Source organism: Micromonospora sp. NRRL B-16802, assembly GCF_001279555.1.
GTDB lineage: Bacteria > Actinomycetota > Actinomycetes > Mycobacteriales > Micromonosporaceae > Micromonospora > Micromonospora profundi.
Genome location: NZ_LGEB01000053.1, coordinates 117,743 through 139,875, shown reverse-complemented (window position 1 = coordinate 139,875; position 22,133 = coordinate 117,743). Strand labels below are relative to the sequence as shown.

The window sequence follows — 22,133 nt, the reverse complement described above, 5'->3', positions numbered from 1 at the left end:
GCAGCCATACCGGCCTGGCCGATTCCCCGAGGCGGTATCACGTCTGCGCAGGTAGCGTCTCTGCCGTGGTCGACTTGAATGCCGCGATCGGGTTCGTCGTGGCGCATGGGGATGCGGTGGAGCGTGCCCGCCTCTCCTGGCTGCGCAACGGCACACCCCCGCCTCCGGAGGTGTTGGACACCGCTGAGATCGGCCAGTCGCCCGACGGCGGATGGCCCGCGACGTGGGGCGGCGAGATCGCCTCGGTCGACGCCACCTGCTTCCGGCTCGCCGAGTTGGACGACCTGGGCGCGCTCGCCCGTCCCGCCGCACGCCGCGCCCTCGACTGGCTGGCGTCCCGGCAGCAGGCCGACGGCGGCTGGGACGAGGACGCCTCGCTTGCCGGTTCGGCGCCGGAGTGGGCCCGCCCCGGCGACCCGGAGGCCAAGCTCTTCCTCACCAGTAACGCCGGGTTCTGGCTCACTGTCGCCGGCCTGGACGCCCGAGCCTCCGGCCCGCTCGATCACCGAGTCGGCGGGGCGTACGCCGGGGTGGTGCAGGCGGCGGCCCACTCGATCGCCGCGCGGCTGCGACCGGACGGCAGTTGGCCGTCGTTCCTCGCCGCCGGGTGGCTGAGCGCTGCCGTCCTGCACCGGCAGGACATGTTCCAGGAGTCCGCGCGGATCCAGGTGGTGCTCGCCGAACGGATGCCGAAGATGTCCCCGGGCGACGTCGCCTGGCTGGCGGCCACGCTGCGCCGGGTCGGCATCGACCTCCAGGACTGGATCATGGTCCGCGCCCTGCGGCGACTGGCCGAGACCCAGCGCAGCGACGGCGGTTGGGAGAGCGAGGACGGCCACCAGTTCGACGTGCACTCGACGCTGTCGGCGATCCGGGCCTGCCGTCCGGCGACGGTGCCCGGCCAGAAGCGGCCCGCCCTCCAGGCCGGCGGGCCACCCGTCCGTCCGGAGGCCAGGCCACCGGCCCGCCCGGCTGCGGTGCCGCCTGTCCATCAGACAGGCGTGCCGCCCGTCCGTCCGGCTGCGGTGCCGCCGGCCCGCCAGGCTGCCGTGCCGCCCGTTTGGCAGGAGACCGCGCCGCCGGGGCTGGCCGAGACCGCCGGTTGAGCCGCCGCGTCAGCGCAGGTGGCCGTTGCCGGTGACGACGTACTTGGTGCTTGTCAGCTCCGGCAGCCCCATCGGGCCACGGGCGTGCAGCTTCTGCGTCGAGATGCCGATCTCCGCGCCGAAGCCGAACTCGCCCCCGTCGGTGAACCGGGTGGAGGCGTTCACCATCACCGCCGCCGCGTCGACACGGGCCACGAAGTCGCGGGCGGCGTTCGCCGAGTCGGTGAGGATCGCCTCGGTGTGCCCGGTGCCGTACGTGCGGATGTGCGCGACCGCCGCGTCCAGCGAGTCGACCACCGCGACGGAGATGTCGGCCGACAGGTATTCGGCGGCGTAGTCCTCCTCGGTGGCCGGGACCACCGCCGGGGAGTACGCGGCTACCTCGGGGGAGCCGTGCACCGTCACCCCGGCCTCGGCGAACGCGGCGAGCATCGGCGGCAGGAACGCGTCGGCGACGTCGGCGTGCACCAGCAGCGACTCGGCGGTGTTGCAGGTGGACAGCCGCTGGGTCTTGGCGTTCAGCGTCACGGCCACGGCCTGCGAGACGTCCGCTGCGGCGTCGACGTAGACGTGACAGTTGCCCACCCCGGTCTCGATCACCGGCACGGTCGACTCCTCGACCACAGTGCGGATCAGCGAGGCGCCACCGCGCGGGATCAACACGTCGACGAGCCCTCGGGCGCGCATCAGCTCCTTGACCGACTCGCGGGAGCTGGCGTCGAGCAGTTGCACGGCGTCGGCCGGCAGCCCCGCACCGGCGACCGCGTCCCGCAGCACTGCCACCAGCGCGGCGTTTGAGTGCGCGGCCGACGACGACCCGCGCAGAAGGGCGGCGTTGCCGGACTTCAGGCAGATGCCGGCGGCGTCCACTGTGACGTTGGGGCGCGCCTCGTAGATGATGCCGACCACCCCGAACGGCACCCGGATCTGGCGCAGCTCCAGGCCGTTGGGCAGTGTCGAGCCCCGGACCACCTCGCCGACCGGGTCGGGCAGCGCGGCCATCTGGCGCAGCGCGTCCGCGATGCCGGCCACCCGGCCCGCGTCGAGCGCGAGCCGGTCCAACACGGCCGCGCTCAGCCCGGCGTCGCGGCCGGCCGCGAGGTCCGCCTCGTTCGCGGTCAGGATCTCCGGTGTACGCGCGACAAGCGCGTCGGCCATCGCGACAAGCGCGGCGTCCTTGGCGGTACGGGTGGCCACTGCCAAGGTCGCGGCGGCGTCCCGCGCCCGTCGAGCCTGCTCGGCGACGCTCATTCTGCACTCCTCGGTGTTAGGAAGGGGCCCCTTCACAACGCCAGGCGTTAACAAGGTGCCCTTGCTTACAGCAGTACGAGGTCGTCGCGGTGGACGACCTCCCGTTCGTAGGCCGGGCCGAGCGCCGCGGCGAGTTCGGAGGTGGAGCGACCGAGCAGCCCGGGCAACTCCACCGCGTCGTAGTTGACCAGCCCACGGGCGACCGGAGCGCCAGCGGTGTCGACAAGGTCGACCGGGTCGCCGGCGGTGAACGTGCCGTCCACGGCGGTGATGCCGGCGGGCAGCAGCGACTTGCGTCGCCCGACGACGGCGGCCACCGCACCCGGGTCGAGGTGCAGCCGGCCGCGTGGCGAGGTGGCGTGGGCAAGCCAGAACAGCCGGGCCGTCGGGCGCTGGCGCTGCGGATGGAACAGCGTGCCGACCGGTTCGCCGGCCAGCACCGGTCCGGCCAGGTCGGCGGAGGTGAGCACCACCGGAATGCCGAAGCCGGTGGCGATCCGGGCCGCCTCGACCTTCGTCACCATGCCGCCGGTGCCGACCCCGGACCGGCCGGCGCCACCGATGGTGATGCCGGCGAGGTCCTCGTCGCCGCGGACCTCCGCGATCCGCGTCGACTGCGGGCGGGCCGGGTCGCCGGTCCAGAGCGCGTCCACGTCGGAGAGGAGCACCAGCAGGTCGGCGTGCACAAGCGCGGCCACAAGCGCGGCCAGCCGGTCGTTGTCGCCGAACCTGATCTCGTCGGTGGCGACAGTGTCGTTCTCGTTGACGATCGGCACCGCGTGCAGGTCGAGCAGCTTGCGCAGCGTGCGGTACGCGTTGCGGTAGTGCGCCCGCCGGGTCACGTCGTCGACGGTGAGCAGCACCTGCCCGACGGTCAGGCCGTGGCGGGCGAAACTGGCGGCGTACCGGCCGATCAGCAGGCCCTGGCCGACGCTGGCGGCGGCCTGCTGGGTGGCCAGGTCGCGCGGGCGTCGGGTCAGCCCGAGCGGGACGAGGCCGGCGGCGATCGCGCCCGAGGAGACGAGCACCACCTCGCGGCCCTGGGCGGCCAGCCCGCCGAGGGAGTCGACCAACGCGTCGACGCGCTCGTCGGCCAGCCCGCCCGTGGCGGTGGTCAACGAGGAGGAACCGATCTTGACGACGACCCGCCGGGCCGCCGTGACTGCGTCACGCACCCGCCCATTCTGCGTGGTCAGGGCAGCGTCGCCCGGCGGCCTTCCCATATGGTGGCCGATTGTGACACCTGACGAGTACGTCGAGGCGGTGCTCGACCTGGTTGAGCGGATCCCGCAGGGTCGGGTGATGTCGTACGGGGCGGTCGCCGACGCCCTGGCCGAGCGGTCGGGGCGAGCCTCGGCCCGGCTGGTGGGCAACATCATGGCCCGGCACGGTGGCTCGGTGCCCTGGCACCGTGTGGTGACCTCGTCCGGTCGGTTGCCGCCGGGGCACGAGCGGGAGGCGCGGGCGCGGCTGCGGGCCGAGGGGGTGCCGTTGCGCGGCGAAGGTGTGGACATCGCGGCGGCGGGCTGGTCGCCGGATGAGGGGATGTGACGCGCGCCATAACGTGAGTAACATTCGGCCCCATGAACCAGCCGCCGGGTGACGCAAGCCCGCCCGCCGCAGGTCCGCTGCCTCGTCCGGTGCACGCCGGATATGCGCTCGGATCGCTTGCCACCGGCGCGTTCGGCACCGTGCCCGGTCTGCTGCTGCTGCCGTACCTGACCGACACACTGGGTGTGGCCGCCGGCCTGGCCGCCCTGCTGGTGCTGCTGCCCAAGGCGTGGGATGTCCTGGTCAACCCGGTCGCCGGACGGATCTCCGACCGCACCCGGTCGCGCTGGGGCGCCCGCCGGCCGTACCTGCTCGTGGCAGGCCTCGCGCTCGCCGTGCTGTTCGCGGGCATCTTCGCCGCACCGTTCGGCAACGGCCCGGCCGCCGTGGCGTACGTGGCGCTCGCCTTCCTGGCCACGGCCACCGCGTTCGCCTTCTTCCAGGTGCCGTACGTGGCGATGCCGGCCGAGATGACCGACGACTACACCGAGCGCACCAGGCTGATGACCTGGCGGATCGCCGTACTGGCGCTCGCCATCCTGGTCTCCGGCGCGGTGGCCCCGCTTGTGGTGACCGCCGGTGGCGACGGTGTGCCCGGGCACCGGTGGATGGGCCTGTTCGTGGCGGTGCTCATCGCCGTCGGCGCGGTCGGCGCGTTCCTCGGCACCCGGTCCGCGCCGAGCGGTGTGGTGGGGGCGAGCGAGCCGACACTGCGCGCCCAGCTAGCCGTGGCCGGCGCCAATCGACCGTTCCGGGCGTTGCTGATCTGCTTCGTTGTGCAGTCCGCCGGGGTGGCGACGATCCTCGCTGGGGTCAACTACTTCGCCGGGCAGATCCTGCGCGACGAGCGGAGCGGGCCGACCCTGCTGTTCGTCTGCTTCGTCGGGCCGGCGCTGCTGGTGATGCCGCTCTGGTCCCGCGTCGGCGCCCGGGTGGGCAAGCGGGCAGCGCTGGTCGCCGCCGCGCTGATCCTCGCCGCGGGGGCGCTCGGCCTGGTCGCCGCACCGGTGCTGCCAGCGGTCGCCGTCTACCTTGTGGTCGCGGTGATCGGCGTCGGGTACGCGGGTCAGCAGGTGTTCGCGCTGGCCATGCTGCCGGACTGCATCGCGTACGACACGGCGCGGACCGGCCGGCGACAGGCTGGCGTCTTCACCGGCCTCTGGACCGCCGGGGAGACCTTCGGTCTGGCCCTCGGCCCCGGCATCTACGGGCTGGTGCTCCAGCTCTCCGGCTACGTCTCGTCCGACACCGGCACGGCGGCGAGCCAGTCCGACACAGCGAGGCTCGGCGTCCTGCTCGGCTTCACAGTCCTGCCAGCACTACTGATAGCCCCACCTCTCCTGCTCCTACGCCGCTACAACCTGACTGCCGAAGTCCTAGCCGCCGCCATTCCCCACGAAGGCGTCGATCATGGAGTTGTGGTGGGGGATGAAAGCGGTAAACGATGACAAGAAAGGCACCACGACTCCATGATCGACGAGAGCAGGGTTGCGGGCGGGGCACTGTCGCCTGACGGGGTGGCTGCTGAGGACGTTTTGGCTTCGGTTCGTCGGTTGCGTACTGCTGATCGGCCTACGCACGGGGGGCGGTTGTTCGCCTACGTCTACGACCCGGCCGTGCCGGGGCTGGACGAGCTGGCCGCCGCCGCGCACCGGGAGAGCGCGCACGTCAACGGGCTCGACCCGACCGCGTTCCCGTCCCTGCTGGCCATGGAGAACGCGTTGGTCGGCGCCGCCGGGCGGGTGCTCGGTGGTGGGCCGGGAACGACAGCGCCGGACGTGGTCGGCAGCGTCACCAGTGGCGGCACCGAGTCGCTGATCCTCGCCGTCAAGACGGCCCGGGACGCGCACCCGGAGATCACCGCACCTCGGATCGTGGTGCCGTCGACCGCGCACGCCGCGTTCGCCAAGGCGGCTCACTACCTGCGGGTGGCGCTGGACGTGGTGCCGGTACCGGTGGCCACGCTGCGCCCCGATCCGGCCGCGATGGCCGCCGCGATCCGCCCGGAGACGGTGCTTGTGGCCTGCTCCGCGCCGTCGTACGCGCACGGGGTGGTGGATCCGGTCGCCGAGATCGCCGCAGTGGCCGCCGACGCCGGGGTGCGCTGCCACGTCGACGCCTGCTTCGGTGGCTGGACCCTGCCGTACCTGCGCCGCCTCGGTGAGCCGGTGCCGGCGTTCGACTTCGCGGTACCCGGTGTCACCTCGATCTCGGTGGACCTGCACAAGTACGCGTACGCCCCGAAGGGCGTGTCGGTGCTGCTGCACCGGAATGCCGCGCTACGCGCTCCGCAGTACTTCGCGTACGCGGACTGGCCCGGCTACACGATGATCAATCCGGTGATCGCGTCCACCCGTTCGGGCGGGCCGATCGCCGCCGCGTACGCGACCCTGCGGCACATCGGCGACGCCGGCTACCTGCGGTTGGCCACCGTCACCCGGGACGCTGTCGCCAGCCTCGCCGACGCCGTCCGCGCCGTCGACGGCCTGCGGCTGATGGCCGAGCCGGAGTCCACAGTGGTCTGCTTCACCGCCACCGAGGGCGGGCCTGACCTGTTCGTCCTGGTCGACGAGTTGACCGAGCGTGGTTGGCACACCCAACCCCAACTGTCGTACGCCGGCCTGCCGGCAAGCGTGCACCTCACGGTGACGGCCGCTGTGGCCCCCCGGGTGGCCGAGTTCGGCCCGGACCTCGCCGAAGCCGTGGCGGCGGCGCGGGCGGCCGGCCCGGTGCGGCTGCCGGCCGAGTTGGCAGCCCTGGTCGGCGCCCTGACCCCGGAGGCGTTGACCCCGGAACTGGTCGTCGGCCTGGCCGCCGGACTGGGCCTGGGCGGACCGGGCGCGGGCAACGAGTCGGGCGCGGGCAACGGGCCGGGCGCGGGCAGCGGGCCGGGCTCTGGGCCGCTGCCGGAGCGGATGGCGCTGGTGAACACGCTGCTCGACGCCGCGCCCCCGGCGCTCCGCGAGCGGCTGCTCGTCGAGTTCGTCGGCCTGCTGCAACGCCCGGACTGGGGTTCGGCCGACTGAAATCGAGCGGTGCCCCACCCTGGCGAGGTGGGGCACCGGCGTTTCAGAGCTGGCCGGGCAGTCTCGCGCTGTTGTCGTCCTTCTTGAGGTCGGGCCACTCCCGACCCTGGTCGTCGTAGTGGAAGACGAAGAAGCTCCGGGCCCTCGCGTCGGCACCCGAGCGGTCGGGCACCAGGTAGACGAATGTGTAGCGCCGCGACTCACCGGCCGGCACCCCCGGTAGCCGGCACGACAGGTTGTCATCCGCCGCCGCCGCGTCCCGGTCGCACCTGGACCAGTCACCACCCGCCGGCTCACCCACGTCGAGGCCGTTGAACTGGATCTTCGGAGCGTCGACCGGCCCCGCGTTGGTGACCGTGAGGACGGTGGTCAACTTGCGACCACCCGGTGCGTCGACGAACTCGTGGTTCATGGTCAACCGCAGGTCGGTGAGGCGGGGATCCTTGCCGAACTTCGTGGGGCCGTCGGTCTGGCGGAACTCCTCCCCGGTCCACCGGTACGTCCGCACCTGCTCCCGCACCAGGTGTTTGGGGGTGCTGCAACACGGCTGGATGTCGCCCACCCGCACCTGCACCGCCCCGGAGGCGATCTCCGTGCCGAGGATGTCGTCGAAGCCGTCGCCGGTGCGTACCACCCGGCCCATCGTCACGATCCGGCCGTCCCGATCCCGGTCGAAGGCGACTACCTGCTTCGCCCATGTCTCGCCGTACCCACGGCAGCCGATGAGGGCTACCGTCTCGTCGGCGCCGTCGCCGTCGAGGTCTCCGTGCTTGATCGCGACGCCGCTCAACCATGGAACGTCGGTCGGCTTCGCGTCGCCCCGGAGCCGCACGTCCGAGGTGATGCATCGCTCGGGTGTCTCCGACGGCCATTTCGGCAGGTCGACGCGGGCGGCGAGCAGTTGCGCCCGGCTGATCCGGCCGTCCGGCGCGCTGGGAGCCGTCGACGGTGTCGCGCTCGGTGTCCCGGTGATCGATGGCGTCGGCAGCGGCCCGGTCGTCGGCGGGTCCGTCGGACTCACCGTCTCCGCCGGGGCCGGTGTCCTCCGCTCACTGTTGAGCGCGGCGTTCGCGACGACAGGCGCCAGCACCAGGACGACGGCTGCGGCGGCAACGGCCACCGCCCTCGTCTGCCGACGTCGACGCAGGGTGCGCCGGGCCTGGTCGGGGCCGGGACCGGCGACCTGGGTGGTGACATCGACGCGGTACGCGGTGAACCGCTCACGCAGTCGGGGTTCGAGATCAGACATCGGACACCCCCTCGGTGTTCTCGTCGAGCAGTCCGGCCAGGGCTGTCCGGCCACGGTGCAGCCAGGACTTGACGGTGCCCTCGGCCACCCCTTCCTGAAGAGCGATCTGGTTGACCGACAGGTCGGCCAGGTAGTGCAGGATGACGGCCCGCCGATGGTTGGCGGGGAGCTTCGCAAGCGCCGCGTCGATGGCTACCCGGTCCGGCGTAGGGCCGTCCACCTCGGCTTCGACCCGTCGCTGCCGCATGAGGTGGTCCCGGGCGGTACGCAGGCGGCGCCAGCGGCTGCGGGCCAGGTTCCAGGCGACCCGCCGCACCCAGGCCACCGGATCGTCGTAGCGGACGAGGCGGTCCCAGCGGGCCAACGCCCGGCAGAACGCCTCCTGGGTCAGGTCCTGCGCGTGGCCCAGATCCCCCGTGTACGCGCACAGCTGTGTGGTGACGCTCCGGAAGTGCGCGTGGTAGAAGTCGTCAAAGGTGATCGTCACCGCGTCCAGCCTGCTGGCGGTCAACGCCGCAGGTGGTTCGTTGGCACGGGCTCCCATCGTTGCTGTCACTGCCCCTCCCCGTAGCCGTCGGGCCGATGCCCTAGGCGCCGGTAACACTCCACAGCAGCGGGTGTGGTTGCGTGGTTTCCTGCCGCGAACCCGACTGTTCCGACCATCGGCCGGTGCCGACAGCGCCCCCGGGGGTCCGGGGCCCGAGCTGTGGTTGACTGTCCGTGAGGACATGAGGGAGGCGGTCGTGCAGCTACCGGCAGTGCTCGGCGAGCCGATCCGGTTCGTGCTGAACTGGGGGCGACGCTACTCGCTCTGGGTGTTCAACTTCGGCCTGGCCTGCTGCGCCATCGAGTTCATCGCCACCAGCATGGGCCGGCACGACTTCATGCGCCTCGGGGTGATCCCGTTCGCCCACGGCCCCCGGCAGGCCGACCTCATGGTGGTGTCCGGCACGGTGACCGACAAGATGGCTCCGGCGATCAAGCGGCTCTACGACCAGATGCCCGAGCCGAAGTACGTCATCTCGTTCGGCGCCTGCTCCAACTGCGGCGGTCCCTACTGGGATTCCTACTCGGTGACAAAGGGCGTCGACCAGATCATCCCCGTCGACGTGTACGTGCCCGGCTGCCCGCCCCGGCCGGAGGCGCTGCTGCACGGCATCCTGCGCCTTCAGGAGAAGATCGCCGCCGAGCAGGCCGGTATCGGCGGCGTGTCCCGCCCAGACCTGCTCGCCGCGCCACTGGACACCGCACCCCGCGAAGCCGCCGCGCCGCGCTCCGTCGACTCGCTCACCGCCCCGCCGGTACGCCCACCAGCGGCTGATTGACGCCAAGGGTGGCTGGGCGGGGCTAGCCTGCGCAGCATGAGCAACTCCGTGGACAAGCGATCCGCCCACATCATCGACGTGCTCACCGAGGAGTTCGGCGCGTCGATGGCGATGGACCCGGCCGCCTTCCGCCGCAAGTTCCGCAAGATGGCCGCGTCACCGTTCGCCTTCTACCGGGGCAGCGCCGCGCTGTTCTACGCCGACCAGCGCGGCGACTTCGCCGACGACCGGTTCCTGGACGAGCGGACCGGCCGGGTGTGGATCCACGGTGACCTGCACGCGGAGAACTTCGGAACCTACATGAACGCCTCCGGGCAGCTCGTGTTCAACGTCAACGACTTCGACGAGGCGTACGTGGGGCCGTTCACCTGGGACCTGCGGCGGTTCGCGGCGAGCGTGGCGCTGCTGGGCTACAGCAAGGCGCTCTCGGATGCGGTGATCGGTGAGCTGGTGGCCGGCTTCGCCGGGTCGTACCTGACCGAGCTGCGGGCGATCGCCGACGGCGGGGACGACGCGATCGGCTCGATCACCCTGGACAACGCCGACGGTGTGCTGCGTCGGGTGCTCCAGCAGGCCCGGCTCAACACGCGGGTCGACCTGCTGGCCACGCAGACCACCGTCGACAACTACGAGCGGCGGTTCTCGATCGGCGACGGGGTCTTCGAGGTCGACGGCGACACCCGGGGCAAGGTCGTGGCGGCCTTCCAGGAGTACCTGGGCACCCTGCCCGCCACGTCGACCCGGCCCCGCCCGCTTGCCGCACAGATCAAGGACGTGGTGCTGCGCAAGGGTGTCGGCATCGGGTCGGCCGGGCTGCCGTCGTACAACCTGCTGCTGGAGGGGCACACCCAGGCGCTGGAGAACGACGTCGTGATCTACATGAAGCAGGCGCAGGTGCCGGCGGTGGCCCGGTACAGCACCGACGAGTCGGTGCGGAACTACTTCCGGCACCAGGGGCACCGGACCGCCGAGTCGCAGCGGGCGTTGCAGGCGCACGCCGACCCGTGGCTGGGCTTCACCGAGCTGGACGGGGTGGGCCAGCTCGTCGCGGAGGTCTCCCCGTACGCCGCCGACCTTGACTGGGCGGACGTCAACGAGCCGGAGGAGTTGACCGGGATCCTTGCCGACCTGGGCCGGGCGGTGGCCCGGATGCATTCGGTCGCCGACGACGAGTCCAGTCACGACCTGGTGGACTACTCCACCGAGGAGGCGATCGTGGCGGCGGTGGGCTCCGACGAGTCGGGGTTCGTCACCCACCTGGTGGACTTCGCGCACGCGTACGGGGTGCGTGCCCGGCAGGATCACCAGCTCTTCGTGGACCTGTTCCGCAACGGTCGGCTGCCCGGCATCTGAGCGGCAGCCCGCCGTTCAGGAGGCGAAGTCCAGCACCACCTTGATGTCGTCCGGCCCGGCGGTGTACGCCTCGGCGTACCTCTCCACAGGCATCCGCCGGGTGATCAGCGAGCTGAGCCAGTTCTGGTCGGCCTGGGCGAGCGCCTGCGCGGCGAGGTCCCAGTGCCGGCGGTTGGCGTTGACGGAGCCGAACACCACGTTGTTCTCCAGCACCAACTCCCGGTTGAGGGCGCCCGCGTCGAAGTTGATGCGCCGACCACCACTGGACACCCCGGCAAGGCAGACGATGCCGGTCGGGGCGGCCTTGCACATCACGTCGAGGACCACGGTGGGTGCGCCGGTGCACTCGACCACGACGTCCGGCTCGACTTGAAGGTCGTTCACCGACACCGTGTGGTAGGTGGCGCCGAGCGCGGCGACCAGCTCCGGCTTCGGCCCGCCGGTCGTCCGGTCCAGCACGTGGACGGTGAAGCCGCGCTGGGTGGCGAGCAGAGCGGCCAGCAACCCGATCGGCCCGGCCCCGGTCACCAGGACGGTTTGCGGCTGCCACTCGGCCCGGTGCCCGATGCGCTCGATGTGGTCCCACGCCTTGGCCACGACGCTCGTGGGTTCCAACAGCACGCCGACGCTGGACAGCGCCGGATCGAGCTTGACGGCGAAGTGGGGTTGGATCCGCCACCGGTCGCGGGCGAAGCCGGCCAGCGCCTTGATGCCGTGCTCGGTGAACAGGCCGTTGCGGCACATGTCCCACTCGCCGGCCGCGCAGTTGGAGCAGGGGACCGGATCGGGATGCCTGACGATCCCGGCCACCAGGTCGCCGGGCTGCAGGGTGCCTGTCGGGTCCTCCAGCACCCGGCCCAACGACTCGTGCCCGATGACCAGCCGGTCCGCGCCGGGCGGCGCCTCGCCGTACAGGCCGGCGATGATCTCGTGGTCGGTGCCGCAGATGCCTACCGACAGCGCCTCGACGAGGACCGCGCCCTCTTCGGGCGCCGGCTCCGGCTGATCCTGGATGAGACTCAGCGAGTTGGCGACTCCGGGTTCCACAGTCACAGCGCGCACACCCTCATCTTTCCCCGTCGGTCGTCGCATCGCCCGGCAAAGCCTGCAGATCGCCGGGGCGCTTGTGGTGCGGCGCGGGCCGGGCCAGTGCCGGACCGACGCCCTAGGATCAGCGGCATGACTCCCGAAGAGGTCGGCGCTCGGCTGGTCGCGCTGCTCGCGCCGGTCGAGGCGACCCCGTCGGTCTCCGGCGGGCAGCAGTACGCCCGGGCCACCGTCGACGTCCCCCCGTCGAGCTGGTCGGCCGCGGTGCGCGCGGCACGCGACGACACCGAGCTGGCCTGCGACTACTTCGACTGGCTGTCGGCGGTGGACGAGCTGGCCGAGGGCTTCGACGTGGTGGTTCACCTCTGGTCGACGCGGCTGCGGCACGGCGTGCTGCTGCGCACCCGGTTGCCGCGCGGCGCGCCGACTGTGGCCTCGGTGGTCGACGTCTACCCGGGTGCCGCGTGGCACGAGCGGGAGACCCACGAGATGTTCGGCATCGGCTTCGACGGCCACGGGGAGCTGCGACCGCTGCTGCTGCCGCCGGAGTTCGAGGGCCATCCGCTGCGCAAGGAGTTCGTACTCGCCTCGCGGGTGGCAAAGCCCTGGCCGGGCGCGAAGGAACCGGGCGAGTCGGAAGCAGGCGGTGGCCGTCGACCGATCCGCCCGCCGGGCGTGCCCGCCCCGGGCGAGTGGGGGACGGTTCCCACGCCCGCGGGTGCGGGCGGCATGGGGGAGGGGCCGCGAGGTGGCACCCCGGCGCGTCCGGCCGGTGAGCGTCCCGCCCGTCCGGCACCGGGGGCCCGTCCGGCGCGTACTCCCCGGGTCGCCGGCACCGCCGACGGCCCGGCTCGGACCGACAAGGCCGCGCCCGCCGACGGCCCGGCTCGGACCGATGAGCCCGCGCCCGACGCCGGCCCGGCCGGCCGGCCCGCGACGGGCGACCAAGACGGGGGTACGCCCTGATGCCGCTCTGGGTGGAGTTGGTGCTCCGGATCGGCGGTGTGGTGGTCGCGTTCCTCACGCTGCCGCTGCTCGTCGGTCAGGCCGAGCACAAGGTGATGGCGCACATGCAGGGTCGCCTGGGCCCGATGTACGCGGGCGGCTTCCACGGCTGGGCGCAGCTCGTGGCCGACGGCGTCAAGTTCGTCCAGAAGGAGGACATCACACCGCGCGAGGCGGACCGGGCGGTGTTCCGGCTGGCGCCGGCGGTGGCGCTCGTGCCCTACCTGCTGGTGCTGCTTGTCATCCCGCTCGGCCCGAACGACCTTGTCGGGCAACCGTTGGACATCGGCCTGTTCTTCGTGCTGGCCGTCGTCGGCGTGGGTGTGGTGGCGGTGCTCATGTCGGCGTGGGCGTCGGCAAACAAGTACAGCCTGCTCGGTGGGCTGCGCGGTGCCGCCCAGTTGCTCGGCTACGAGTTGCCGCTGGTGCTGGCGGCGGCGTCGGTGGCGATGGCTGCGGGCACGCTCAGCTTGTCGGGGATCGTCGAGGCGTGGCAGCCGTGGTGGCTCATCTGGCAGGCACCCGCGATGATCATTTTCTTCGTGGCCGGGCTGGCCGAGATCCGCCGGCCGCCGTTCGACATGCCGGTGGCCGACTCGGAGCTGGTGTTCGGCTACATGACCGAGTACACGGGTCTGCGCTTCGCGTTCTTCCTGCTCGCCGAGTACGTGGGCATCGTGGTGATCGCCGCGCTGACCACGGTGCTGTTCCTCGGCGGCTGGCAGGGCCCGTTCGCCGACGATCAGCTGGGCTGGCTCTGGACCCTGCTCAAGGTGTTCGCCGTCGCGTTCGTGATCATCTGGCTGCGGGTGTCCTACCCGCGTCTGCGTGAGGACCAGCTCCAGCGGCTCTGCTGGCTGGTGCTGGTGCCGGCCGCCCTGGCGCAACTGGTCCTCACGGCAGCGGTCCGCGTCGCCCTGTAGAGCCCGCCCCCCACCGCGCCGACCTTGCACTTTCTGCCCCGACGAACGTGGCTAACCGGGCATACCGGCGTCACAAAGTGCAAGATCCCGGGGGTGGCGGGGTCGGGGGCCCGGGGTGGCTCAGCGCAGCGGGGTGTGTGCCGGGTCTACCGGCTCGGCGGGGGGTGGAGGTGGGGTGCCGTCGCCGAAGGGGCGGCCACCGAGGGCTTCCCGACCGTGCGGGGTGAGCCAGTTGGACAGGTCAGGACCGAGCGGCACGACGCCGGTCGGGTTGATGTCCCTGTGCACCTCGTAGTAGTGCCTCTTGATGTGGTCGAAGTCGATGGTGTCGCCGAACCCGGGGGTCTGGAACAGGTCCCGGGCGTACGCCCACAGCACAGGCATCTCGCTCAGCTTCTGCCTGTTGCACTTGAAGTGGCCGTGGTAGACCGGGTCGAAGCGAACCAGTGTGGTGAACAACCGCACGTCGGCCTCGGTGATGGTGTCGCCGACCAGATAGCGCTGGTCGGTCAGCCGCGCGGTCAACCAGTCCAGCCGGTCGAAGAGCCTGTGGTACGCCTTGTCGTACGCCTCCTGGTTGCCGGCGAAGCCACACCTGTAGACACCGTTGTTGACGTCGGCGAACACCACGTCGTTCACCTCGTCGATCTGCGCCCGCAGGTGCTCGGGATAGAGCTGCGGTGCGCCGTCGCGGTGGTACGCGGTCCACTCGGTGGACAGGTCGAGGCTCATCTGCGCGTAGTCGTTCGTCACCACCTGCCCGGTCGGCACGTCGACGATCGCCGGCACCGTGATGCCCCGCTCGTAGCCGGGGAAGCGCTTGAAGTACGCCTCCTGGATGCGTTCGATGCCGAGCACCGGGTCCCGCCCGCCCGGGTCGAGGTCGAAGGTCCAACTGCGGGCGTCGTGGGTCGGGCCGGCAACCGCCATCGAGATGGCGTCCTCCAGGCCGAGCAGCCGCCGCACGATGATCAGGCGGTTGGCCCACGGGCAGGCGCGGCTGACCGCCAACCGGTACCTGCCCGGCTCGACCGGGTAGCCGTCCCGCCCGTCCATGGTGATCCGGGTGGCGATGTAGCGCTGGTCCCGGGTGAACTCGCCGCCCGGCTCGACGTATTTGCCGCCTGCTTCCTCGCCCACGTCACCCTCCTGGTCAGGTCAGTGTCTGTCCCTATCCTTACGGATCTCCAACCTGCCGATGCGGTGAGCCCGGCTACCCTGCCGTCATGACGGATGTGGAGGCGGCCGCGCGCCGCTTCGTCGCCGACGTGTGGAACGCCCGCCAGGAGGAATCGGCGTACGAGTTGATCGCCGACGAGTGCCCCGGGCTGGGCGGCACCGGGCCGGAGGCGACGCTGGCCTGGCATCACGAGCGGCGGGCGGCCTTCCCGGACCTGCGTTACAAGATCGTGGACGTGGTGGCCGCCGGCGAGCGGGTGGCCGTGCACTGGCGGGCGGCCGGCACCCACGCGGGCCAGTTCGGGCCGGTGCCTCCGACCGGTCAGGTGGTCAGCTACTCGGGCGCGACGTTCCTGCGGTTCGACGCGACGGGCCGGATCGTCGAGGTGTGGAGCTGCACCGAGCTGTTCCAACTGCTCCAGCAACTCGGCGTCGAGATGCTGCCGCCGATCGGCGGGCTCACCGCCCCCGGGGTGTGAGCCGCTCTCGGCGTCGGCCACAGTCCCGCCGCAGACCTGCGGGGGGTGGTCGCGCGCGCCCGGGCCACAGGGCAGGATGGTCGACATGACCGACCCCAGCGAGCACGGCGACCCGGCCGGTGGCGCCAGCGAGCGCGGCATGCCCGGCGCGGGCCTGGTAAAGGGGCTGGCGGTCACCTTCAAGACGATGACCAGCCGCTCGACCACCCAGCAGTACCCCGACGTCGCCCCCGAGCTGCCGCCCCGCTCGCGTGGAGTGATCGCCCTGTCGGAGGAGAACTGCACGGTCTGCATGCTCTGCGCCCGCGAGTGTCCGGACTGGTGCATCTACATCGACTCCCACAAGGAGGAGGTGGCGGTGCCCGGCGCCGCCCGCCCCCGCCAGCGCAACGTGCTCGACAAGTTCGACATCGACTTCTCGCTCTGCATGTACTGCGGCATCTGCATCGAGGTCTGCCCGTTCGACGCGCTCTACTGGTCGCCGGAGTTCGAGTACGCCGAGTACGACATCAAGGACCTGCTGCACGACAAGGACCACCTCGGCCAGTGGATGGCAACGGTTCCGCCGCCGCCCGCGCACGACCCCAACGGCGAGCCCGCCAAGGAGGAGACCGCGGCGGCCCGCAAGGCCGCCGTGCGTCCGGCCCCTTCCGCCGTACGCCCCGAGCCGGGTTCCGCGTCGTGACACCGCAGACGGGGTATGGCGGCAGGAGGGTGGCCCGGTGACCGGGGCGGACGTGCTGCTGCTCGCCCTGGGCGCGGTCGCGGTCGGTGCCGGGGTGCTGGTGGTGACCACGAAACACCTGGTGCGGGCCGGGCTCTACCTTGTGGTGTGTCTGGGCGCGCTGGCCGGCGACTACCTGGTGCTCGGTGCCGAGCTGGTCGCCTGGGTGCAGGTGCTGATCTACGTGGGCGCGGTGGTGGTGCTGCTGCTGTTCGCGGTGATGCTGACCCGGGCTCCGATCGGCGCGTCCGACGATCTGGACCGGCCCGGCTGGCCGGCCGCGCTGATCGGCGGTGGCGCCGGCCTGGGCCTGAGCGTCCTGCTCGTCGACGCGTACCGGTGGAGCACTGTCGAGTTTCCCGACACTGGTACTGCCGAACGGCTCGGCGAGCAGATCTTCGGGGCGTGGGTGCTGCCGTTCGAGGTGCTGTCCGTGCTGCTGCTGTCCGCTCTCGTCGGCGCTGTGGTGCTGTCCCGGCCGGACATCGGCCGGGCGGCCCCGCGCGGCGACGGCACGGGTACGCCGACCCGCACGGCGGCCGAGGTGGACTCCGGGGGTCGCCGGTGAGGCCGGTCATCCCGTACGTCACCGCCGCGCTGCTCTTCGGCCTCGGCGTGTACGGCGTACTCCGCCGTCGCAACGCCGTGCTGGTGCTGATGTCGGTGGAGCTGATGCTCAACGCGGTGAACCTCATCCTCGTCACCGCCGACACGACTGCCCGCGCGGTGCTGCCGCACTCGGGTCAGGTCTTCGCGTTGTTCGTCATCGTTCTCGCCGCCGCGGAGATCGGAGTGGGGTTGGCGATCGTCCTTCAGCTCTACCGGCTGCGGGCGACAGTGGCGGTGGACGAGGTGCCGCTGACCGAGCCCGCTGACCCGCCGGAGGTCGGCGCTGGGCGGGAGCCGGCGACCGCAGGCCCGGAGGTGGGCAGGTGAGCGGGCTGCTCGGGGCGTTGCTGCCCGCCGTACCGCTGGTGGCGGGTCTGGTCGGGCTGTTGCTGCCGCCGGCCCCGCGCGACCCGGGCGGAGGCGACCGGGCGCGGCGGGTGGCAGTGGCGCTCGGGGTCGCCGGTGCTGCCGGCGCGCTGGCGCTTGCCGTCGCGCTGCTTGTCACAGTCGACTCTCCGACGGAGACGTCGACGACCTGGATCGACCTCGGCGGGTTGACGGTGACCCTCGGCGTACGGCTGGACGGCGCCGCCGCGCTCGTCGCCGTCGCTGTCACAGCCGTCGCGCTGGCAGTGCAGGTCTACTCGATCGGCTACCTGCGGCGCGGTCCACACGACGACGTCGACGTCGACCACCGCTACCCGCCGTACGCCGCGCAGATCAGTCTCTTCACCGCCGCCATGTTGCTTGTGGTGGTCGCGGGGGACCTGGTGATGCTGCTTGTCGGCTGGGAGGTGATGGGCCTCTGCTCGTACCTGCTCATCGCCCATGACCGGCGACTGCCCGGCGCGCCGGCCGCCGCCATGAAGGCGTTCCTGGTGACCCGGGTCGGCGATGTGGGCTTCCTGCTCGGCATCGCGCTGCTCGGCGTGTCGGCGGGCAGTTTCCGGATCGCCGACGTGCTCGCCCACGACCACTCCGGCGTGACAGTGACCGCCGCCGGTCTGCTGCTGCTGGCCGGGGTGGCCGGCAAGAGCGCCCAGTTCCCGCTGCACACCTGGCTGCCGGACGCGATGGCCGGTCCGACGCCGATCTCCGCGCTGATCCACGCCGCGACGATGGTCGCCGCCGGGGTGTACGCGGTGACCCGGCTCTACCCGCTGTTCACCGCCGCGCCCGTGACGCTGACAGTGCTCGGCGTGATCGGTTCGATCACACTGCTGCTCGGCGCGCTGGCAGCCACCGCGCAGGACGACATCAAACGGGTGCTGGCCTGGTCGACGGTCTCCCAACTGGGTTACATGACTGGCGCGCTGGCTGTCGGTTCGCCGTCGGCGGCGCTGTTCCACCTGCTCACGCACGCGGCGTTCAAGGCGTTGCTGTTCCTCGCGGCCGGCGCGGTGATCCACGCGGTGGGCAGCACCCTCATGTCGGAGATGGGTGGGCTGCGCCGCAGCATGCCTGTGACGTTCTGGTGCACCGTGGTGGGCCTGGGCGCGCTGGCCGGGGTGCCTCCGCTGGCCGGCTTCTGGAGCAAGGACGGCGTGCTTGCGGTCGCCGAGTCGGCCGCGCTGGAGGGCACCGGCCCGGCGCCGTCGTGGGTGGGCTGGCTGGTCTGGCTCGCCGGGCTCGTGGGCGTGGCGATCACCGCCTGGTACGCCGGCCGACTGCTGCTGCGAGCCTTCTTCGGCGCTCCCCGGCTGCCGCTGGTCCAGCCGCACGATCCGCCGGCCGTCATGCGGTGGCCGGTGCTGCTGCTGGCCGTGCCGGCCGCGCTGCTCGGCCTCGCCGGGTTCGTCGGGGCGTTCGCCGACCGGCTGCGGTTCGCCACGGTGCCGGTGGCCGGCGCCGAGGACGGTCTGGTCCACATCGGGCCGGGGCTGTTGCTGCCGCTGGCGCTGCTGCTGGTCGGGGCGGGGCTGGTGTGGCTGGGCTGGCGGCGGGACACCACAGCCGACCCGGCGGGCGCGCTGGGTCCGCTGCGGCCGGTCTTCGCCAGCGCGTTCCGGCTCGACGACGTCCAGCACACCCTTGTCGTACGTCCGGTCCGGGCGCTGGCGCGCGCCGCGCGTACCGGTGACGAGTCGGTAGTGGACGGCGCTGTCGAGGGCAGTGGGCGGGCCGCGTCCGGGCTGGGTGCCGGGCTGGCCGCATTGCACCGCGCGGCGTTGCCCCGAGCGGCCGCCGGGGTGCTTGCCGGTGCGCTGCTGATCGGCCTGGCGGCGGCCCTGATGGGGGTTACCCGATGAGCATTGGCCAGGTGTTGCTTGTTGCGGTGCTCGTGGTGCCGGCGCTCGGCGCGGTCGCGGTGGCGGCGACGCCCCGGGACCGGGCGGCCCGGCTGGTGGGTACGGTCGCGGCGGCGCTGACACTGCTGGCCGCGGTGCCGCTGGTGTTCGGGGGCCGGGGGTGGTTCGCCTGGTCGGCGGGCACGCCCGCGGTGCGCCCGTGGCATCAGGTGGACCTGCCCTGGGTGCCCGGCCTGGACCTGCGCTTCCACATCGGCGTCGACGGGATCTCCTGGCCGCTCGTGGTGTTGACGGCGCTGCTCACAGTGCTGTGCTGCGCGTACACGATGTGGCGGGTGCCCGACGGCGGCAGCGGCCGGGCGCTCGTGGCGTTGCTGCTGGTGGTCGAGGTGGGCATCCTGGGCACGTTCCTCGCCCTGGACCTGGTGTTGTTCTTCCTGTTCTTCGAGGTCGTCCTCCTGCCGATGTACGCGATCATCGCCGGCTGGGGCGGCGCGGACCGGCGGCGGGCAGCCCGTAAGTTCGCGCTCTACACGCTGTTCGGGTCGGTGCTGCTGCTGGTCGGCGTGTACGTCGTGGTCGCCGCCGCCGGCACCGCCGACGTGGTGGCGTTGACCGGTGGCGGCGGGCTGTCCCGGGGCACCCAGTTGGCCGCGTTCACGCTGCTCGCGTTGGCGTTCGCTGTGAAGAGCCCGCTCTGGCCGCTGCACTCCTGGCTGCCCGACGCGCACACGCAGGCGCCGACTGTGGGCAGCGTCGTGCTGGCCGGGGTGCTGCTCAAGATGGGCACCTACGGCCTGATCCGGGTGGCGGTGGGGGTGGCACCGGAGGGTGCGCGGTGGGCGGCGCCGGCGCTGGGCGTGCTTGCCGTCGCCGCCATCCTGATCGGTTCGCTCGTCTGCCTGGCCCAGACCGATGTGAAGCGGCTCATCGCGTACTCCAGCGTGGGGCACATGGGTTTCGTGCTGCTGGGCGTCGCCACGTTGACGGCCACTGGCATCCAGGCGGCGCTGATCGGCAACATCGCGCACGGGGTGATCACCGGCCTGCTGTTCTTCCTGGCCGGGGCGGTGAAGGACCGTACCGGCACTGGCACTCTCGCCGACCTGTCCGGGCTGCGGGAGACCGCGCCCCGCCTGGCCGGTCTGCTCGCGTTCGCGGCGGTCGCGTCGCTCGGCCTGCCCGGGCTGGCCGGCTTCTGGGGGGAGGCGTTCGCTGTGGTCGCGGCGGTGCAGGTGGGCGGACCGCTGTGGACCACCCTCGGGGTGCTGGCGGCGGTCGGTGGCGCGCTCACTGCCGCGTACTTCCTGCGGTTGTTGCGTCAGGTCACCCACGGCCGGCCGAGCCCGGCGGTGGGTCGGGCCGGCCCCGGCCTCGCTGGCGCTGAGGTGACAGCGTGGGCGCCGCTGGTGCTGCTCGCGCTTGCCATCGGGCTGGTCCCGGCGCTGGTCCTGGGCGTCGCCGAGGCGCCGGTCGACGCGCTGATCGCGGTGGTGGCTCCGTGAGCGCGAGGAGTGAGCCGGGTTTGCGAGCCCCGCAGTCGCGAACGAAGGTGGCTCAGTGACCATGGTGCAGAGCGTGGACAGCGTGGCGCTGCTGCCGGCGTACCTGGCGGCCGGCACCGCCGTGCTCGTCCTCCTCACCGATCTGCTGCTGGCCCGGCCACGGGCGACGATGGTGGTGGCAGCGCTCGGCGCGGCAGGCACCGCCGTCGGCTCCGCTCTGGTCGGCGCGGGGGAGCCGCGGCGGACGTTCTGCGTCGGCGCCGACTGCTCCTGGATCTTCGGCGGGCGGGCGGCTCTGGTCGGCGCGGTGGTGGCGCTGCTCACCCTTGCGGTGCTCGGGTTGTCGGTGCCGGCGCTTCGGGCCGGGCGGTCGCCGGTGGGGGAGTTCTGCTTCCTGCTCGCCTGCTCGATGACCGGCGGCGTGGTGCTCGGCGCTGCCGGTGACCTGATCACCCTGATCGTGGCACTGGAGACGCTGACCCTGCCGCTGTACGTGCTTGTCGGCCTGCGTCGGGGGAGCCTCGCCAGTGCCGAGGCGGCGGTGACGTTCTTCGTTGTCAGTGTGGTGGCCACCACCCTCACCCTGCTCGGTGCGGCCCTGCTGTACGCGGTGACCGGCGGGCTGCACCTGGACCGGCTCGGCGCGTTGCTCGCCGAGCGGCAGGAGTTGCGGGACCTGCCGCTGACCACCGCGGCCGTGGCGTTGCTGCTGCTGGGGCTGGCGTTCAAGGTGGCGGCGGTGCCGTTCCACGCATGGGCGCCGGCAACGTACGACGGGGCGCCGCTGCCGGTGGCCGCGTACCTGTCGACGGCGTCGAAGCTGGGTGGCCTGGTGGCGCTGCTGGCAGTGGTGCAGCGGGCGTTGCCGGCGGACCAGACCGGCCCGGTGCTCGCCCTGTTGGCGGTGCTCACGATGACCGTCGGCAACCTGGTGGCGCTGCGCCAGCGGCGTACCGTCCGGCTCCTCGCCTGGTCGTCGGTGGCCCAGGCCGGCTACATCCTCGCCCCGCTCGGCGCGTTGGCCCTGGTCGCCGGCCGCACGGACGAGGCCCGGTCCGCCGCGTACGCCGCCGCGATGGCGTACGCGGTCTTCTTCGTGGTGTTGGAGCTGGCGGCGTTCGCCGGGGTGGTCGCGTTGCGCCCGGTGGGGGCGGACGGCGGCACGCTTGAGGATCTGCGCGGGGCGGCCCGCCGGCACCCGTGGCGGGGCGCTGCTCTCGGTCTCGCGCTTGTGGGTCTGGCCGGCCTACCGCCAGGGCTGGCCGGGTTGTTCGCGAAGGTGACTGTGGTCCGGTCGCTGCTGGACGGCGGCGGCGCGTGGCTGGCGCTCGTGGTGGCGGTGAACGCGGTGATCGGGTTGGCGTACTACCTGCGGGTGACCGCCGCGCTCTGGGCGCCGCCGCGCCTGGCCGCACCCGCGGGTCCGAGCGGCGTGGCGGCCGTACCCGTGGTGGGCGTGGTGCTGGCGGTGGCGACGGTGGCCGCCGTGGTGCTCGGCTTCGCCCCTCAGTTGGTGCTCGACCTGGCCGGTCGCTGACCCGAAACCTGCTCC

20 protein-coding genes and 1 pseudogene are annotated in these 22,133 nt (G+C 72.3%); 15 read left to right on the top strand and 6 right to left on the bottom strand.

Going from position 1 to position 22,133, the window contains the following annotated elements:
* Window positions 1-65 precede the first annotated feature (65 nt).
* Complete coding sequence (locus ADK66_RS10975; protein WP_369814777.1) at window positions 66-1,106, top strand: prenyltransferase/squalene oxidase repeat-containing protein; 1,041 nt, start codon at window positions 66-68, stop codon at window positions 1,104-1,106.
* 9 nt (window positions 1,107-1,115) lie between these two features.
* On the opposite strand, the gene ADK66_RS10970 is transcribed toward ADK66_RS10975, so the two are convergent.
* A complete protein-coding gene (locus tag ADK66_RS10970) occupies window positions 1,116-2,393 on the bottom strand; it encodes a glutamate-5-semialdehyde dehydrogenase (RefSeq protein ID WP_255353028.1) in 1,278 nt (425 codons plus the stop codon).
* Window positions 2,394-2,422: 29 nt separating this feature from the next.
* Entirely contained in the window at window positions 2,423-3,532 is a 1,110-nt protein-coding gene (proB, locus tag ADK66_RS10965) for a glutamate 5-kinase (protein ID WP_197281484.1), read from the bottom strand.
* Between the two features lie 61 nt (window positions 3,533-3,593).
* On the opposite strand from proB, the gene ADK66_RS10960 reads away from it, so the two are divergent.
* Genes ADK66_RS10960 through ADK66_RS10950 form a run of 3 tightly spaced genes read left to right on the top strand, consistent with a single transcriptional unit; the run spans window position 3,594 to window position 6,934 of the window.
* Window positions 3,594-3,908, top strand: coding sequence for an MGMT family protein (locus tag ADK66_RS10960; protein WP_053654047.1), 315 nt, complete (start codon window positions 3,594-3,596; stop codon window positions 3,906-3,908).
* Window positions 3,909-3,940: 32 nt separating this feature from the next.
* Entirely contained in the window at window positions 3,941-5,356 is a 1,416-nt protein-coding gene (locus tag ADK66_RS10955; RefSeq protein ID WP_053654045.1) for an MFS transporter, read from the top strand.
* Between the two features lie 21 nt (window positions 5,357-5,377).
* Window positions 5,378-6,934 carry an aminotransferase class V-fold PLP-dependent enzyme gene (locus tag ADK66_RS10950; RefSeq protein ID WP_053654043.1) on the top strand — a complete coding sequence of 519 codons (1,557 nt, stop codon included), beginning with the start codon at window positions 5,378-5,380 and terminating at the stop codon, window positions 6,932-6,934.
* Window positions 6,935-6,977: 43 nt separating this feature from the next.
* Here ADK66_RS10950 and ADK66_RS10945 read toward each other — a convergent pair whose 3' ends face one another.
* The gene (locus ADK66_RS10945; RefSeq protein ID WP_053654041.1) at window positions 6,978-8,183 is read right to left on the bottom strand and encodes a hypothetical protein; all 1,206 of its coding nucleotides are present in this window, start codon (window positions 8,181-8,183) and stop codon (window positions 6,978-6,980) included.
* Complete coding sequence (locus tag ADK66_RS10940; RefSeq protein ID WP_053654039.1) at window positions 8,176-8,727, bottom strand: SigE family RNA polymerase sigma factor; 552 nt, start codon at window positions 8,725-8,727, stop codon at window positions 8,176-8,178. The genes ADK66_RS10945 and ADK66_RS10940 overlap by 8 nt, the downstream gene beginning before the upstream one ends.
* A gap of 199 nt (window positions 8,728-8,926) precedes the next feature.
* Between ADK66_RS10940 and ADK66_RS10935 the strand changes: the two genes are divergently transcribed.
* Complete coding sequence (locus tag ADK66_RS10935) at window positions 8,927-9,508, top strand: NADH-quinone oxidoreductase subunit B (RefSeq protein ID WP_053654965.1); 582 nt, start codon at window positions 8,927-8,929, stop codon at window positions 9,506-9,508.
* Window positions 9,509-9,544: 36 nt separating this feature from the next.
* The gene (locus tag ADK66_RS10930; protein WP_053654037.1) at window positions 9,545-10,861 is read left to right on the top strand and encodes a DUF2252 domain-containing protein; all 1,317 of its coding nucleotides are present in this window, start codon (window positions 9,545-9,547) and stop codon (window positions 10,859-10,861) included.
* 15 nt (window positions 10,862-10,876) lie between these two features.
* Here the strand turns inward: ADK66_RS10930 and ADK66_RS10925 are convergent, their stop codons facing one another.
* Complete coding sequence (locus tag ADK66_RS10925) at window positions 10,877-11,923, bottom strand: glucose 1-dehydrogenase (protein ID WP_197281483.1); 1,047 nt, start codon at window positions 11,921-11,923, stop codon at window positions 10,877-10,879.
* A gap of 117 nt (window positions 11,924-12,040) precedes the next feature.
* Here ADK66_RS10925 and ADK66_RS10920 point away from each other — a divergent pair.
* Window positions 12,041-12,637: pseudogene (locus tag ADK66_RS10920) on the top strand (NADH-quinone oxidoreductase subunit C); the annotation flags it as partial.
* A 236-nt stretch (window positions 12,638-12,873) separates the two neighbouring features.
* The gene (nuoH, locus tag ADK66_RS10915) at window positions 12,874-13,836 is read left to right on the top strand and encodes an NADH-quinone oxidoreductase subunit NuoH (RefSeq protein ID WP_053654030.1); all 963 of its coding nucleotides are present in this window, start codon (window positions 12,874-12,876) and stop codon (window positions 13,834-13,836) included.
* A gap of 120 nt (window positions 13,837-13,956) precedes the next feature.
* On the opposite strand, the gene ADK66_RS10910 is transcribed toward nuoH, so the two are convergent.
* Window positions 13,957-14,976, bottom strand: coding sequence for a glutathione S-transferase family protein (locus ADK66_RS10910; RefSeq protein ID WP_053654028.1), 1,020 nt, complete (start codon window positions 14,974-14,976; stop codon window positions 13,957-13,959).
* An 86-nt stretch (window positions 14,977-15,062) separates the two neighbouring features.
* Here ADK66_RS10910 and ADK66_RS10905 point away from each other — a divergent pair, with 86 nt between their 5' ends.
* The 7 genes from ADK66_RS10905 to ADK66_RS10875 all read left to right on the top strand — a co-directional run bounded on the left by ADK66_RS10905 (window position 15,063) and on the right by ADK66_RS10875 (window position 22,118).
* Entirely contained in the window at window positions 15,063-15,494 is a 432-nt protein-coding gene (locus ADK66_RS10905) for an ester cyclase (protein ID WP_053654026.1), read from the top strand.
* A gap of 85 nt (window positions 15,495-15,579) precedes the next feature.
* Window positions 15,580-16,179 (top strand): NADH-quinone oxidoreductase subunit I, encoded by a 600-nt coding sequence (locus ADK66_RS10900; protein ID WP_369814776.1) that lies wholly within the window; start codon window positions 15,580-15,582, stop codon window positions 16,177-16,179.
* Between the two features lie 37 nt (window positions 16,180-16,216).
* Window positions 16,217-16,786: an NADH-quinone oxidoreductase subunit J gene (locus ADK66_RS10895; protein ID WP_053654022.1), complete on the top strand. Its 570-nt coding sequence runs from the start codon at window positions 16,217-16,219 to the stop codon at window positions 16,784-16,786.
* The gene (gene nuoK, locus ADK66_RS10890; RefSeq protein WP_053654020.1) at window positions 16,783-17,154 is read left to right on the top strand and encodes an NADH-quinone oxidoreductase subunit NuoK; all 372 of its coding nucleotides are present in this window, start codon (window positions 16,783-16,785) and stop codon (window positions 17,152-17,154) included. The genes ADK66_RS10895 and nuoK overlap by 4 nt, the downstream gene beginning before the upstream one ends.
* Window positions 17,151-19,076 (top strand): NADH-quinone oxidoreductase subunit L, encoded by a 1,926-nt coding sequence (locus ADK66_RS10885; RefSeq protein WP_053654018.1) that lies wholly within the window; start codon window positions 17,151-17,153, stop codon window positions 19,074-19,076. The genes nuoK and ADK66_RS10885 overlap by 4 nt, the downstream gene beginning before the upstream one ends.
* Window positions 19,073-20,581, top strand: a complete 1,509-nt coding sequence (locus ADK66_RS10880) for a NuoM family protein (RefSeq protein WP_053654016.1) — start codon at window positions 19,073-19,075, stop codon at window positions 20,579-20,581. Before ADK66_RS10885 ends, ADK66_RS10880 begins: the two co-directional genes overlap by 4 nt.
* Window positions 20,582-20,636: 55 nt before the next feature.
* Window positions 20,637-22,118 (top strand): NADH-quinone oxidoreductase subunit N, encoded by a 1,482-nt coding sequence (locus ADK66_RS10875; protein ID WP_053654014.1) that lies wholly within the window; start codon window positions 20,637-20,639, stop codon window positions 22,116-22,118.
* Window positions 22,119-22,133: the final 15 nt, after the last annotated feature.

What these genes read in the sequence shown, in the direction of transcription:
- ADK66_RS10955 (WP_053654045.1), top strand. Translation starts at nt 3,941, where the DNA reads ATGAACCAGCCGCCGGGTGACGCAAGCCCGCCCGCCGCAGGTCCGCTG.
- ADK66_RS10950 (WP_053654043.1), top strand. Translation starts at nt 5,378, where the DNA reads ATGATCGACGAGAGCAGGGTTGCGGGCGGGGCACTGTCGCCTGACGGG.
- ADK66_RS10945 (WP_053654041.1), bottom strand. Translation starts at nt 8,183, where the DNA reads ATGTCTGATCTCGAACCCCGACTGCGTGAGCGGTTCACCGCGTACCGC.
- ADK66_RS10940 (WP_053654039.1), bottom strand. Translation starts at nt 8,727, where the DNA reads ATGGGAGCCCGTGCCAACGAACCACCTGCGGCGTTGACCGCCAGCAGG.
- ADK66_RS10930 (WP_053654037.1), top strand. Translation starts at nt 9,545, where the DNA reads ATGAGCAACTCCGTGGACAAGCGATCCGCCCACATCATCGACGTGCTC.
- nuoH (WP_053654030.1), top strand. Translation starts at nt 12,874, where the DNA reads ATGCCGCTCTGGGTGGAGTTGGTGCTCCGGATCGGCGGTGTGGTGGTC.
- ADK66_RS10905 (WP_053654026.1), top strand. Translation starts at nt 15,063, where the DNA reads ATGACGGATGTGGAGGCGGCCGCGCGCCGCTTCGTCGCCGACGTGTGG.
- ADK66_RS10900 (WP_369814776.1), top strand. Translation starts at nt 15,580, where the DNA reads ATGACCGACCCCAGCGAGCACGGCGACCCGGCCGGTGGCGCCAGCGAG.
- ADK66_RS10880 (WP_053654016.1), top strand. Translation starts at nt 19,073, where the DNA reads ATGAGCATTGGCCAGGTGTTGCTTGTTGCGGTGCTCGTGGTGCCGGCG.